The sequence below is a fragment of the Stutzerimonas sp. VN223-3 genome (assembly GCF_045999685.1).
GTDB lineage: Bacteria > Pseudomonadota > Gammaproteobacteria > Pseudomonadales > Pseudomonadaceae > Stutzerimonas > Stutzerimonas stutzeri_AR.
The window spans coordinates 564,104-577,831 of the sequence record NZ_RBEC01000003.1 but is presented as its reverse complement, the minus strand read 5'-3'; the positions used below and the strand labels follow the sequence as shown (position 1 = coordinate 577,831).

At 63.4% G+C, this 13,728-nt stretch carries 11 protein-coding genes; 4 read left to right on the top strand and 7 right to left on the bottom strand.

Features of this window, described 5'->3' with window-relative positions; genetic code table 11:
- Positions 1–28: 28 nt before the first annotated feature.
- From D7241_RS18560 to gcl, 4 genes are all read right to left on the bottom strand, one after another.
- On the bottom strand, positions 29–1,300 hold the full coding sequence (locus tag D7241_RS18560; protein WP_408102763.1) for a glycerate kinase: 1,272 nt from the start codon (positions 1,298–1,300) through the stop codon (positions 29–31).
- Between the two features lie 332 nt (positions 1,301–1,632).
- Positions 1,633–2,523 carry a 2-hydroxy-3-oxopropionate reductase gene (locus tag D7241_RS18555; protein WP_255981536.1) on the bottom strand — a complete coding sequence of 297 codons (891 nt, stop codon included), beginning with the start codon at positions 2,521–2,523 and terminating at the stop codon, positions 1,633–1,635.
- Positions 2,524–2,560: 37 nt separating this feature from the next.
- A complete protein-coding gene (gene hyi / locus D7241_RS18550) occupies positions 2,561–3,358 on the bottom strand; it encodes a hydroxypyruvate isomerase (RefSeq protein ID WP_408102762.1) in 798 nt (265 codons plus the stop codon).
- Between the two features lie 166 nt (positions 3,359–3,524).
- On the bottom strand, positions 3,525–5,306 hold the full coding sequence (gcl, locus tag D7241_RS18545; protein ID WP_408102761.1) for a glyoxylate carboligase: 1,782 nt from the start codon (positions 5,304–5,306) through the stop codon (positions 3,525–3,527).
- A gap of 116 nt (positions 5,307–5,422) precedes the next feature.
- Between gcl and D7241_RS18540 the strand changes: the two genes are divergently transcribed.
- The 4 genes from D7241_RS18540 (at position 5,423) to D7241_RS18525 (ending at position 9,478) form a co-directional block, all read left to right on the top strand.
- Positions 5,423–6,331: a LysR family transcriptional regulator gene (locus D7241_RS18540; protein ID WP_408102760.1), complete on the top strand. Its 909-nt coding sequence runs from the start codon at positions 5,423–5,425 to the stop codon at positions 6,329–6,331.
- 307 nt (positions 6,332–6,638) lie between these two features.
- Positions 6,639–7,484, top strand: a complete 846-nt coding sequence (xth, locus tag D7241_RS18535; RefSeq protein ID WP_408102759.1) for an exodeoxyribonuclease III — start codon at positions 6,639–6,641, stop codon at positions 7,482–7,484.
- A 102-nt stretch (positions 7,485–7,586) separates the two neighbouring features.
- The gene (locus tag D7241_RS18530) at positions 7,587–7,970 is read left to right on the top strand and encodes a DUF2946 domain-containing protein (RefSeq protein WP_408102758.1); all 384 of its coding nucleotides are present in this window, start codon (positions 7,587–7,589) and stop codon (positions 7,968–7,970) included.
- A gap of 119 nt (positions 7,971–8,089) precedes the next feature.
- Positions 8,090–9,478, top strand: a complete 1,389-nt coding sequence (locus D7241_RS18525; protein ID WP_408102757.1) for a PepSY-associated TM helix domain-containing protein — start codon at positions 8,090–8,092, stop codon at positions 9,476–9,478.
- A gap of 24 nt (positions 9,479–9,502) precedes the next feature.
- Here D7241_RS18525 and D7241_RS18520 read toward each other — a convergent pair whose 3' ends face one another.
- The 3 genes from D7241_RS18520 to D7241_RS18510 are packed head-to-tail and all read right to left on the bottom strand — an operon-like array spanning position 9,503 to position 13,649.
- Positions 9,503–10,894, bottom strand: coding sequence for an efflux transporter outer membrane subunit (locus tag D7241_RS18520; RefSeq protein ID WP_408102756.1), 1,392 nt, complete (start codon positions 10,892–10,894; stop codon positions 9,503–9,505).
- A complete protein-coding gene (locus D7241_RS18515) occupies positions 10,891–12,075 on the bottom strand; it encodes an HlyD family secretion protein (RefSeq protein ID WP_408102755.1) in 1,185 nt (394 codons plus the stop codon). The genes D7241_RS18520 and D7241_RS18515 overlap by 4 nt, the downstream gene beginning before the upstream one ends.
- Positions 12,076–12,119: 44 nt before the next feature.
- Complete coding sequence (locus D7241_RS18510) at positions 12,120–13,649, bottom strand: MFS transporter (RefSeq protein ID WP_408102754.1); 1,530 nt, start codon at positions 13,647–13,649, stop codon at positions 12,120–12,122.
- Positions 13,650–13,728 lie beyond the last annotated feature (79 nt).

Sequence of the window (13,728 nt, the reverse complement as noted above, 5' to 3'; positions counted from 1 at the left end):
TGTAACTGACGCGCGCTGCAACCGCCCGTTAGCTGGACGGCGGCAGGATCAGGATGGCGCGGAAGTCGTTGACGTTGGTGCGCGTCGGCCCGGTCATCAGCAAGGCGTCCAGTGCCTGGAAGTAACCGTAGCCATTGTTGTCGGCCAGCTCATCCGCAGCTTTGAGGCCGAGGGCTTCGGCGCGAGAGTAGCTGTCCGGTGTCATCACAGCGCCGGCGTTGTCTTCCGAACCGTCGATACCATCGGTGTCGCCAGCGAGCGCGTAGACATTCGGCAGGCCCTGAAGGTTTTCCGTCAGGCTCAGGAGGAATTCTGCGTTGCGTCCACCGCGGCCGTTGCCGCGCACCGTCACCGTGGTTTCGCCGCCGGAAAGAATCACGCAGGGCGGGGTGATCGGCTGGCCGTGCAGTACCACCTGGCGGGCGATACCGCCATGGACTTTGGCGACTTCACGCGACTCGCCTTCCAGATCGCCAAGGATCAGCGGCGTGATGCCGGCGGCGCGAGCCTTTTCGGCCGCCGCATCCAGCGATTGCTGGGGCCTTGCGATCAGCTGGAAATGGCTTCGCGACAGGCATGGATCGTTTGGCTTGACCGTCTCCGAGCGCGGGTCTTCAAGCCACGTGCGAACGTTCTCCGGTATCTCGATGTTGTAACGGGCAAGGATCGCCAAGGCTTCGGCCGACGTGGTCGGGTCGGCCACGGTAGGGCCGGAGGCGATTACCGTAGCCTCGTCGCCAGGCACATCGGAAATCGCATAGGTGTAAACGCTGGCTGGCCAGCAGGCCTTGGCCAGACGGCCGCCCTTGATCGCCGAAAGGTGTTTGCGTACGCAATTCATCTCGCCGATGTGCGCGCCGGAACGCAGCAGCGCCTTGTTGATGGCCTGCTTGTCGGCGAGACTGATGCCCTCGGCCGGCAGCGCCAGCAGCGAGGAACCGCCGCCGGACAGCAGGAATATCACTCGGTCGCTTTCCTCGAGGTTGCTGACCATTTCCAGCACACGACGGGCGACGCGCTCGCCGGCATCGTCCGGTACCGGGTGTGCGGCTTCCACCACCTCGATCTTGCGACAATTGGCTCCGTGACCGTAGCGGGTTACTACCAGTCCGGAGAGTTCGCCCTGCCATGCTGCTTCGATAGCTTCGGCCATGGCGGCGGCCGCCTTGCCGGCACCGATGACGATGGCGCGCCCGCTACGGTCAGCCGGTAGATGATCGGCCAGCACCTGGCGCGGATGGGCGGCATCGATGGCGGCGGTGAACAGCTCGCGCAACAAGGCTTGCGGATCGAGGCTCATGTACAGCTCCTTCTAATGGGGTCTGGGGCCGATTCCAGACCTTAGTGCTCGGTTACGCAAGTAAAAAAGCAAGCACTAAGGTTTGGAATCGACCCGCCCGGCAATCGGGCCGTGACTCCTTCTGCCGAGCAGGTCGAAAGGGGTGCCGCCCGAAGGCGGCGAATGAACTGGTTGCTGAACGGAGCATTGCGTCGTGGGGGACTTGATTCCAAGCACTCCGCACAGCAGCCGGCTCATGACTTGCAAGTGGCGTTGAGCGCAGCGCTACCCTGCGTTGCTGTCTGGATCCAACACTGGATAGCGCGGCTCAACTCAACTCTGTTGCTTCGCGATCACTTCTTGCGGATCGAGAAGTTGGCCATGTGCTCCAGGCCCTTGATCAGTGCCGAGTGGTCCCAGCCGCTGCCACCGATGGCCGCGCAGGTGCTGAACACCTGCTGAGCGTTGGCGGTGTTGGGCAGGTTCAGACCCAACTCGCGCGCGCCGGCCAAGGCAAGATTGAGGTCCTTCTGATGCAGGCTGATGCGGAAGCCTGGATCGAAAGTGCCCTTGATCATGCGCTCGCCATGAACTTCGAGGATCTTCGAGCTGGCGAAGCCACCCATCAGTGCCTCGCGAACGCGGGCCGGGTCGGCGCCGTTCTTGGCGGCGAACAGCAGCGCCTCGCCGACGGCCTGAATGTTCAGCGCGACGATGATCTGGTTGGCTACCTTGGCGGTCTGGCCGTCACCGTTCTCACCGACAAGAGTGATGTTCTTGCCCATGGCCTGGAACAGGGGGAGGGCGCGAGCGAAGCTTTCTTCGCTACCACCAACCATGATCGACAGGGACGCGGCCTTGGCACCGACTTCACCACCAGAGACCGGCGCGTCGAGATAGCGGGCACCCGTGGCGTTGATCTTCTCGGCGAACTGCTTGGTGGCGCTTGGGGAGATCGAGCTCATGTCGATCACCAGCTTGTTCGGGCCGACGCCCTCGGCGATACCGTTCTCGCGGAACAGCACGTCTTCGACGTGTGGGGTGTCCGGCACCATGACGATGATGAATTCGGCTTCCTGGGCAACTTCTTTCGGGTTGGCCAGGGCTACGGCGCCCGCTTCGACCAGTGCTGCCGGGGCAGGGTCATGATGGGTGGAGATGAAAATGCTGTGGCCGGCTTTCTGCAGGTTCTGAGCCATGGGCAGGCCCATGATGCCGGTTCCGATAAATCCAATCTTAGCCATGAGTGTTTTCCTCTTTATTCGTCTGGGTCGCGTCAGTTCAGATCGCGTTGTGCACGCTGTTCTGGTAAGGAGCCAGCCAGCCGAGACCGGCCGCGGTGGTGGTGGCCGGCTTGTACTCGCAGCCGACCCAGCCCTGATAACCGATGCGGTCCAGGTGCTCGAACAGGAAGCGGTAGTTGATCTCGCCAGTACCGGGTTCGTTGCGGCCCGGGTTGTCGGCCAGCTGCACGTGATTGATCGCTGCCAGGTTGGTTTCGATGGTCCGTGCCAGGTCACCTTCCATGATCTGCATGTGGTAGATGTCGTATTGCAGATAAAGGTTGGTGCTGCCGACCTTGTCGCGAATCTCCAGCGCCTGCGAGGTGTTGTTGAGGAAGAAGCGCGGAATGTCGCGGGTGTTGATCATTTCCATGACCAGACGGATACCGGCGGCTTCGAGCTTCTTCGCCGCGTAGCGCAGGTTCTCGATGAAGGTCATCTCCAGCTTGCCCAAGTCGGCGCCTTTCGGTGCGATGCCAGCCAGGCAGTTGATCTGGGTATTTCCCAACACTTTGGCGTAGGCGATAGCCTGGTCGACGCCGGTGCGGAATTCCTCAACCCGCTCGGGATCGCAGGCGACACCACGGTCACCCTTTGCCCAGTCGCCGGCAGGCAGGTTGAACAGCACCTGAGTCAGGCCGTTGGCGTCCAGGCGTGCCTTGATCTCCTCGGCTGGGTAGTCGTAGGGGAACAGGTACTCGACACCGCTGAAGCCGGCTTCGGCAGCAGCGGCGAAGCGGTCGAGGAAATCCATCTCGGTAAACAGCATGGACAGGTTGGCGGCAAAACGGGGCATGGGTACATCTCCTTGTCTGTAGGGACAATCCCCGAACGGGTTGGAAGCTACTGCTACCAGTCCCGTCGGGAGTGTTGGTGGATGTGCTTCGCGACATCCACCCTACGTTCACTTGCGTAGGGTGGAAGATCGCGAAGCGCCTTCCACGCGTTTGGTTACGGTTGAATCAATCCAGCAAGCCGACCGCAGTCGGCGCATCTTCTCGGCCTTCAGCCAGCGCCTCGAATTCGTTGATGGCATCGATCTCGGTGCCCATGGCGATGTTGGTTACTCGCTCAAGGATCACTTCGATCACCACCGGTACCTGGTGCTCGGCCATCCAGGCCTGGGCCTGTTCGATGGCCGGTTGCAGTTCTTCCTGGCGGAACACGCGGATCGCCTTGCAGCCCAGACCCTCGACCACCGCGACGTGATCGACGCCGTAGCCTTCCATGCCGCTCTGGTCGGCATTGATGTTCTCGAAGCCCAGCTGCACGCAGTAATCCATCTCGAAGCCGCGCTGTGCCTGGCGAATCAGACCCAGGTAAGCGTTGTTCACCAGAATGTGGATGTAGGGCAGCTTGAACTGCGCACCTACCGCCAGCTCCTCGATCATGAACTGGAAGTCATAGTCGCCCGAGAGCGCCACTACCTTGCGTTGCGGATCAGCCGCAACCACGCCGAGCGCTGCAGGAATGGTCCAGCCGAGCGGGCCGGCCTGGCCACAGTTGATCCAGTGGCGCGGCTTGTAGACATGCAGGAACTGCGCGGCGGCGATCTGCGACAGGCCGATGGTGCTGACGTAGCAGGCGTCCTTGCCGAAGGCATTGTTCATGCACTGATACACGCGCTGCGGCTTCATCGGTACCGAATCGAAGTGCGTCTTGCGCAGTAGGGTGCGCTTGCGTTCCTGGCAATCGGCGGCCCAGGCATTGCGATCCGGCAGCTTGCCAGCGGCCTTGCGCTCCTTGGCCACTTCGACGAACAGCTTCAGCGCGGCGCCGGCATCGGAAGTGATGCCGAAGTCCGGTGAGAATACTCGGCCGATTTGGGTCGGCTCGATATCTACGTGCACGAAGGTGCGGTCCTTGGTGTAGACCTCGACCGAGCCGGTGTGGCGGTTGGCCCAACGGTTGCCAATGCCGAGTACGAAGTCCGAGGCCAGCATGTTGGCGTTGCCGTAACGGTGGCTGGTCTGCAGACCACACATGCCGGCCATCAACGGATGGTCATCGGGGATCGAGCCCCAGCCCATCAGGGTCGGGATCACCGGCACGCCAACGGTCTCGGCGAACTCCACCAGCAGCGCTTCGGCACCGGCGTTGTAGATACCACCACCCGCGACGATCAGCGGGCGCTCGGCGGCGCAGAGCATGTCGATGGCTTTCTCGATCTGCTTGCGGCTGGCCGCCGGCTTGTAGACGGAAAGCGGCTCGTAGGTGTCGACGTCGAATTCGATCTCGGCCATCTGCACGTCGAACGGCAGATCGATCAGTACTGGGCCCGGACGACCGGAGCGCATCACGTGGAAGGCCTGCTGGAACACGCGCGGAACCAATGCCGGCTCGCGTACAGTAACGGCCCACTTGGTTACCGGCTTGGCGATGGACTCGATATCCACGGCCTGGAAGTCTTCCTTATAAAGACGAGCGCGCGGCGCCTGACCGGTGATGCAGAGAATTGGGATCGAATCGGCCCAGGCGGAATACAGCCCGGTGATCATGTCGGTGCCGGCCGGGCCGGAGGTGCCGATGCACACGCCGATGTTGCCGGCCTTGGTGCGGGTGTAACCCTCGGCCATGTGCGAGGCGCCTTCCACGTGGCGAGCCAGGATGTGGCGGATGCTACCGTCGGCGCGCAATGCGGAATACAGCGGGTTGATCGCGGCACCGGGGATGCCGAAGGCGGTATCGATGCCTTCCTTGCGCAACACCGCTACTGCGGCATCGATTGCTCTCATTCGGGCCATGGATCATTCCTCCTAACGTTGACTCGATAGTTTTTATACGTGGCCCAAGCATGAAGCCGTAGATCCGATGGGGGAATTAGTCGAAACTTCAGTTCTGTCGATATCAGGAGTATCGAATGGATCGCTATACGACTTTGCACAGCTTTGTGCTGGTGGCCGAATACGGCAGCTTTGCCGCGGCTGCGTTGAAGGAAGGTGTTACACCGGTGGTAATGGGGCGTCGGCTCGATGCGCTTGAGCGGCACCTGGGCGTCAAATTGATGCACCGCTCCACGCGCGGGCTGGCATTGACCGATCTCGGTGAGCAATATCTGGAACGCGCACGCGGCCTGCTCAAGGATTTCGAAGAAGCGGACGCCAGCATCAGCCATCACCGTACTTCGGTGCGCGGGCATCTGGTGGTGTCGGCACCAGCTGCGTTTGGCCGGCGACATATCGGTCCGCACGCACCAGCGTTCCAGGCGCGTTATCCGGATTTGCAGCTGTCGTTCAATTTCACCGACAGCGTGGTCGACCTGGTGCGTCACGGCTATGACATGGGCATTCGCATCGGTGAGGTGACCGACCCCAACTATGTCGCCATCAAACTGTTCCCCAATCGCCGAGTGGTCTGCGGTGCGCCGGATTATTTCGAATTGCAGGGCGTACCGCGCACGCTCGAAGACCTGACGCGGCACAACTGCCTGGCGTTCAACCTGCAGGGTGGCCAGCAGCGCGGCTGGACCTTCCTGCGTGATGGCCGTCAGGTCGCGGTGAGAGTGGCTGGCAACCTCGACTGCAACGATGGCGAGCTGCTGTTCAATTGGGTCAAACAGGGGCTCGGCATCGGCTGGCGCTCGACCTGGGAAATCCAGGCCGAACTCAAGCGCGGCGAGCTGGTGACGGTGCTCGACGAATACGCATTGCCGGCCTATGACATTCAGGCTGTGTATCCGCAACAGCGCTATCTTCCGGCCAAGGTGCGCTTCTTCATCGACTACTTGAAGGCGATCTACAACGCGCCGGGCTATTGGGAAACGCGCTGAGGCGACCACGATGTAGGGTGGGACGGGCGGCGCTTCGCTTCAGCCCACCGCATGGCCCAGCTGGGTTGGTCGGAAGCCTCTCGACCCTCGTGTTTTGGCGCGTTTTTCGGTGGGCTAAAGCCCACCCTACCTCTGTGTGTTGCAGTTACGGCCAGGCCGGATACGCAGTTGCGTAGGGTGGGCTTCAGCCCACCGTCATCTTGCAAACGGCTCTACATCCGCCGGCTCGACGCGGAACCGGCTGGAAGCGAACCACGCCGCGCCACCGCGAGTCACAACAAGGTCATTCATCGGCGCGAGGCTTCTCGTGGATATCCTGAAAATCGCCACCTTCAACATCAACGGCATCCGCGCGCGCCGGACCAATCTGCTCGAATGGCTGGCCCGCGAAGAGCCCGACGTGGTCTGCCTGCAGGAGCTGAAGGCGCAGGACGCGGACTTTCCCATCGACGACATCCGCGCCGCCGGTTACGGCGCCATCTGGCACGGGCAGAAATCCTGGAATGGCGTGGCGATTCTCGCGCGTGGCGCCGATCCGCTGGAAATCCGCCGCGGTCTGCCCGGCGATCCGGACGATACGCATAGCCGATACCTTGAAGCGGCGGTGCACGGCGTGATCATCGCCTGCCTCTATTTGCCCAACGGCAACCCGCAGCCGGGGCCGAAGTTTGACTACAAGCTGAGCTGGTTCGAGCGCTTTATCGAGCACGCCGCCGGCTTGTTCGCCAACGGCCACCCGGTGGTGCTGGCCGGCGATTACAACGTGGTGCCTACTGACGAGGACATCTATAATCCGCGCTCCTGGACCAAGGACGCACTGCTGCAGCCGGAGAGCCGTGAGTGTTTCCAGCGGCTGCTGGACCAGGGTTGGACCGACGCGCTACGCGCCAAGTACCCGGACGAGCGCATCTACACCTTCTGGGATTATTTTCGTCAGCACTGGCAAAAGAATTCCGGTCTGCGCATCGATCACCTGCTGTTGAGCGCCGATCTGGCGCCGCGGTTGGCCGACGCTGGCGTCGATCGTTGGGTGCGCGACCAGGAACACGCCAGCGATCACGCGCCAACCTGGGTGCTCCTGCGTGGCGAGTCAGCGGCCGAAAAACCTGCGCCGAAGCGCGGCAAGACCAGGCGCAACCCAGGTCAACCCTGACCGAAAGCGAACAATGCGGCACCTTCCGTCCTTATCCGATTCTGCCGGAGCCGTCTGACAACCATGCACCGCCCCCGTCGCGCCCCGGTCTGGATAGCCGCTTTGGCGGTGCTGCTGCATCTGTTCGCGATGCCGCTGATGGGTGCCGGCGCGCAGATGTCGGGCATGGCTGGGCATTGTCCAATGGGCGAGGCCAACCGGCACGATTCCTCTCATCTCGCCACGCATGACAGTCACGCGACTCCTATCGTCCACGCGTCGCATGACCGCGAACCGATGCCGAAGCCGGGCCCCGCACATCACATCGGTATGCCGTGTTGCTGCGCGGCGGGCTCGGCGTCGCTGGCTGCGATTCCCACCAGTACGCCGGAGCTGCACGAGCCGCGGCTGGTGCAGTTGGTTGTTCTTCCGGTCGTCATGACGACGCCGCTGGCACCGCGTTTCCGCTGGCCCAGCCTTAATCCCCGCGCTTCTCCGCTCACCTGATCGTTCCAAAACTACTTGGGCCCCACCTAACTGCTGCGTGAGTACGGCTGATGGCGGTGGTCCGTGTCGCCAACCCTAAGCGCTGGGTTGGCCATGTTTTCTCGATCGAGTGATTCTTCATGTCGTCATCCACATTTGGTGCCCAGCCTGAAGCGCCACCCCTGGCATCCCGAGCGCAGCGACCGCTGCTGGCGCTGCTAATCCGCCTGCATCTCTACGTCGGCCTGTTCGTCGGGCCTTTCATCCTCGTCGCGGCCTTGAGCGGCTTGTTTTACGCGCTGACGCCACAGCTGGAAAACCAGCTCTACGCCGAACAGCTGTTTACCGATAGCACCGGTCCGTCGCTGCCCCTGGCGCGTCAGATCGAAGTCGCGCAGGCGCACATCGGCGAGGCGGCGACGCTTTCGGCGGTGCGTCCGGCACCGCAACCCGGCACGACCACGCGGGTGATGTTCAGCGCGCCGGGGTTGGCGGCGTCAGAAAGTCGAGCCGTGTTCATCGATCCGGTAACAGCCGACATCCGCGGTGATCTGGTCGTTTATGGCACCACAGGTGTGCTGCCATTGCGGACCTGGATCGATGAGTTCCATCGCAACCTGCTGTTGGGCGAGCTCGGCCGAATCTACAGCGAGCTGGCCGCATCCTGGCTATGGGTCGCGGCGCTGGGCGGACTGGCGCTCTGGGTTATTCGGCGCCTCAAGGCGAGCGTGGCCAGGACGCAACCCCTGCGCCGCTGGCATGCCACGCTGGGGCTATGGTTGCTGTTGGGGTTGCTGTTCTTCTCCGCCACCGGCCTGACGTGGTCGCGCTGGGCGGGGGACAACATCGGCGTCGCGCGGGCGGCCTTCGGTATGTCCACGCCGAGCGTATCCACTGCGCTGACCGGCGAGGCGGCTGCTCCTGCAGGTGAACATGCCCATCATTCCGGGATGCAAATGGCTTCGGCTGAGCCTGGCGACCTTGCCTTATTCGATGCTGTGCTGGCTGCTGCGCGCCGCGCCGGTATCGACGCCGGCAAGCTGGAAATCGTTCCGGCTGCAGGCCCTGATCGAGCCTGGACGGTGACCGAAATTGATCGCAGCTGGCCGACTCAGGTCGACGCGGTAGCCATCGATCCGCGCTCGCTGACGATCGCTGACCGCATCGATTTCGCCAGTTTCCCGCTGGCGGCAAAGCTGACGCGCTGGGGTATCGATGCGCACATGGGCTCGCTGTTCGGCCTGGCCAACCAACTGCTGCTTGCCGTCACCGCGCTTGGCCTGGTGACGCTGGTGAGCTGGGGTTACCTGATGTGGTGGCGCCGCCGTTCGCCTGTGCGCAAGCCTGGTGTGCTGCAGGCGCTGCGCGATCTGTCACCGACTGCTCGAGTAGTGACGGTGGGGCTTGCGGTGCTGTTCGGTTACTGCTTGCCGGTGCTTGGTGGCAGCCTGGTTCTGTTCCTCTTTGCCGAGTGGGTATTCGGCGGTATACGGCGCACCGATCGCGAAACCCTGCGCCAGCCGGGCTGAGCCTTAAGCGGCTGGGCTAGGCCTTCAGCGCTCGGCGGCGGCCTGCCAGCCACCGCCGAGTACCTGGTAGAGACCGATCAGCGCATTGAGCTGGCTTTCGCGCAGTTGTACGGCGGTCAGCTCGGTATTGAACAGATTGCGCTGGGCGTCGAGGGTTTCCAGATACGACGAATAGCCAGCGCGGTAACGATCCTCGGCGAAGGTCAGCGACCGCTCGAGAATCTCGCGGCGAGCCTCGACGCGTGCGATCTGTTGCCGCAGATTGCCCACCGCCGAGAGGCTGTTCTCGACCTCTGCGAAAGCTTCCAGCGCAGTAGCGCGATAGGCGAAGGCCGCTTGATTGCGCTGCGCGACCGCGATGTTCACGCCCGCTTCCAGGCGCCCGGCGTCGAAGATCGGCGCCAGCACGCTGGCACCGATATCCCAGACGCGGACCGGGTCGTAATCCAGTGAATTGACGAACAGCTGGCCGAAGCTGGCTGATACCTGCACCTGCGGCAGGAAGCGGTCGCGCTGGGCTTGCAGGTTGAGGTCGCTGGCCGCCAGCAGCAGTTCAGCCTGATGAATATCCGGCCGCCGCCGCAGCAATTCCGAGGGTAATACGCCGGGCACATCCGGCGGTTCGATGGCGAGCAGCCCGGCGCCGCGCTGCACCGCGCCCGGCAGCGCCCCGGTGAGCAGACGCAAGGCATGTTCCTGCTCGCGAATCGCCTGCTGCAGCTGAGGCAGTAATTGAGCCGCGGCTTCGTATTCGGATTGTGCCTGGGTCAGTTCCAGCTGCGAGGTGTAGCCGAGGCTGGCGCGGTCCTCGGCGACACCCAGCGCCTGCAGGCGCGACTCAACGGTGTCGCGGGTCACGGACAGCTGCCGGTCCAGCGACAGCAGCGAGACATAGGCGCGTGCCGTGGTGCTGGCGACGGCCAGGCGCACTGCGTCGCGTTCGGCCTTGCTGGCCTGATATTGCAGTTCCGCGGCTTCGCGCAGACGCCGTAGCCGGCCCCAGATATCCAGCTCGTAAGACACCTGCAGCGAGGGTTGCACCGCCGTGGTGTGGGCGATGCCGAGCACGCTGAGCTCGCGCGTGCGTTGCGCCCCCAGCACCGCGTCGAGACTCGGCAGCAGTGAGGCGTGGGACAGGCGGATCTGTTCGCGTGCCTGTTCGACCCGTGACGCGGCGATCAGCACGTCGGTGTTATGTGCCAGCGCGGTTTCAATCAGTGTCGTCAGCTGCGGATCACCAAACGCCTGCCACCAGATCGCGGAGATTTCGGCGGTGTGCGCCGCCTCCTCGCGCCATTGCGTGGGCGGGGTGAATGCAGCCTCGGGCGGCAGCGGCTGCCGCGGCGGCATGCAGCCGGCCAACATGAACAACAGCAGACCCGGCAGTAATCTCTGAACGCGAAACGGGCGACTCATCGCGCGTTGTCCGCTGCGGTTTCAATGGCCTCGGCGTCGCCGCGGGTATCCACATGAGTAACTACCGACAGCCCCGGTCGCAGCCGTCGGCTCAGCGGCTGGTTCGGATCGATGGAAATGCGCACCGGTATCCGCTGCACCACCTTGGTGAAGTTGCCGGTGGCGTTATCCGGGCGCAGAACGCTGAATTCAGACCCGGTGGCAGGCGCCAAACGCTGTATGTGTCCGCTCAGGCGCGCACCGTCCAGTGCGTCGACTTCGATCGACACCGGCTGGCCTGGGCGCATGGCGAAGGTCTGGGTTTCCTTGTAATTGGCAATGACCCAAAGCTGCTCCGGAACTAGATAGAGCAGCTGCGAGCCGGCCGCGACATATTGGCCCTGGCGCACCGTAACTTCGCTGACCCGGCCGTCGCGTGGCGCCTCGATGAATGTGTTGTCCAGGTCAATCTGGGCCCGCTTCAATGCTGCTTCGGCAATTTCCACCTGCGCCTGAAGGCCGCCGCGCGAGACTTCGCTGGCCTTCAAGGTCTGTTCGGCAATGGCGATGGCGGCTTGGGCCTGCTTCACGTTTGCCGCTGCGGCGCGAGCGCTGGCGCGGATCTGATCGCGCTCGCGAATCGAGACCGAGCCACGTTCGGCCAGCTCGTTGACGCGTTTTTCGTCGGCGAGAGCGCGTTGCAGTTCCGCTTCGGCGGCGGACAACTCGGCGCGGCGTGACGCCAGCGTGGCGCGATTGGAAGCCAGGGTCTGTTCGAGGTTTTCTAGCCCGAAACGCTGCGCGGCCAGCTCGGCACGGCGCTGCTCGACCAGTTGGCGATACTGTCGATCATCGATGCGTACCAGCGGTTGACCGCGCGCGACTTGCTCGAAATCCTGTACCAGCACCTCGGTGACGTAACCGTTGACCTGCGGCGCGAGGACGGTGATCTGCCCGCGCACATAGGCGTTTTCAGTGACCGCGACACGGTTGCTGAACGGCCACAGCTGCCAGGCGTAGAGAATTGCCAGAACGCCGGCAAGCGCGACCAGCGCCATCAGAATAACCGAGCGGCGGCTCGGTTTGATCGTCTTCGGCGGATCGTCCGGCGCTGGGCCGGCGTCGGTCACTGCGGCGGAAGCCTGCGGTGGCTGGGCCGTCTGCAAGGTTTCTTCTTCGTCGGGTCGTTTGGTTTCACTCATGGAGGCGGAGCATTCCTGTTCTGCCGCGCAAGGCGCAGGGTGTGTTAGAGCGTCCAGCCGAACACGCCTATGGCGAGCATGCCGATCAGCCGGAAGACATCATTGAAGGCCAGCACGTTGGCTTCGCGGGTGACGGTCTGGCTCAGCTGCGCCGCGCTCTGGGCCTGGCGCAGCTGCGGGTCGCTCTGGCGCGGACCGAGTGCCTGATTCTGGAGCTGTAACCGCTGCGCGACGCGCGGATCGCCCGGCACCACCTGCTCGGTCAGGTGACTGGAATGGTATTTCTCGCGAATATCCTGATAAGTGCCGAACAAGGCCGGCGCCGCAAGCCCGCCGAGACTTTGAGTCATGGTGAACAAGACGATGAAGGTCACCAGATAATTCGGCCCGTTGCGTAGCGCCTTGCCGATGCCGGTGATCAGCAGCGGGCCGAGGAACATGCCGCTGGCGAAAGCCAACAGGCCCTGACTAAGGAACATGTCGTGCGGGCGAGTCAGGTTGGTGGCATCGATATCCAGAAAGCTGGCGACCGCGATCAGCACGATCGACAGCAGGATCTGTGGCAGGGCGGTGGTCGGGCTGAAGGTCATGGCGCTGCCGGCGATACCCATGCTCAACCCGAGCAGAATCACTGCATACAGCGGCTGCAGCTGTTCAGTGCCCATTCCTAGCGTTTGCAGCAGGCCGACCGCGCCGTAGGTCTGCTCCGATAAAATCAGGCGCAGGGCGAGCGCGCCGAAGGCGAAGCGCAGCATTTCCGCCGTGCCGAGCCAGCGGGTGTGCAGCAACGGATTGCGTCGGTGATGTTCGATCATGAAGGCCGTGCACATCAGCACCAGCGCCACGATCAGCGCTTTGCCGAGCCAGGGTTGCTCGGTCCACCAGAGTATCCGTCCCTGGGCCAGCACCGCAGCGATCAGCGCCAGCGCCGGGGCGAGCAGGGCGAAGGTGAGAAAATCCAGCGGCTCGAAGACCTTGATGCGTTCGCCCAAGGGCAGCTTGAGCACTACCACCGCCGCCAGCGAGCAAAGCGCCAGGCCGCTCTCGAACACATAGAGGCGGTGCCATTCGCCCATGTCCAGCAATGCCGGCGACATCAGCCAGGCGAGGGGCGTGCCCAATTGTGAAATGCCGAAGCCGAAAATCACCCCCTTCGGCAGGTCCGCCTTGCGGAAGGCTTGCAGCATGTAGAACAACCCGAGGGATGAAGTGGTAGCCGCTGCCAGGCCACTGGCAGCGCGAACGAACACCGCCATTTCCAGCCCCTCGACGAAAACGTGGGCGATGCTCAGCAACGCATAGAGCGTCAGGCCGATCTCGGCGAAGCGGCGCAGGCCGTACTGCTGGCGGAACTTGATCATCAACAGGTTGGCGGAAACGTTGACCATGAAGTACGCCGCCGGCAGCCAGGCGGCTTGCGACGGCGTCAGGCCAAGGTCGCCCTGAATGCTCGGCAGGTTGGCGATGAACAGCGCGTTGCCCAGGCCGCCGGTCAGCCCGACCAGCACGGCGACGCAGGCATAGGCGATGCGCATCGGCATCGGATGCAGCAGGATCGCCGGCGAACCGGGCATGGATGGGCGTTCATGGGGTTCCCAACGGGGAACGGGGGCGAGGTATTCCGGCATGTTTCGCAGGGCTCGACGGCGATGA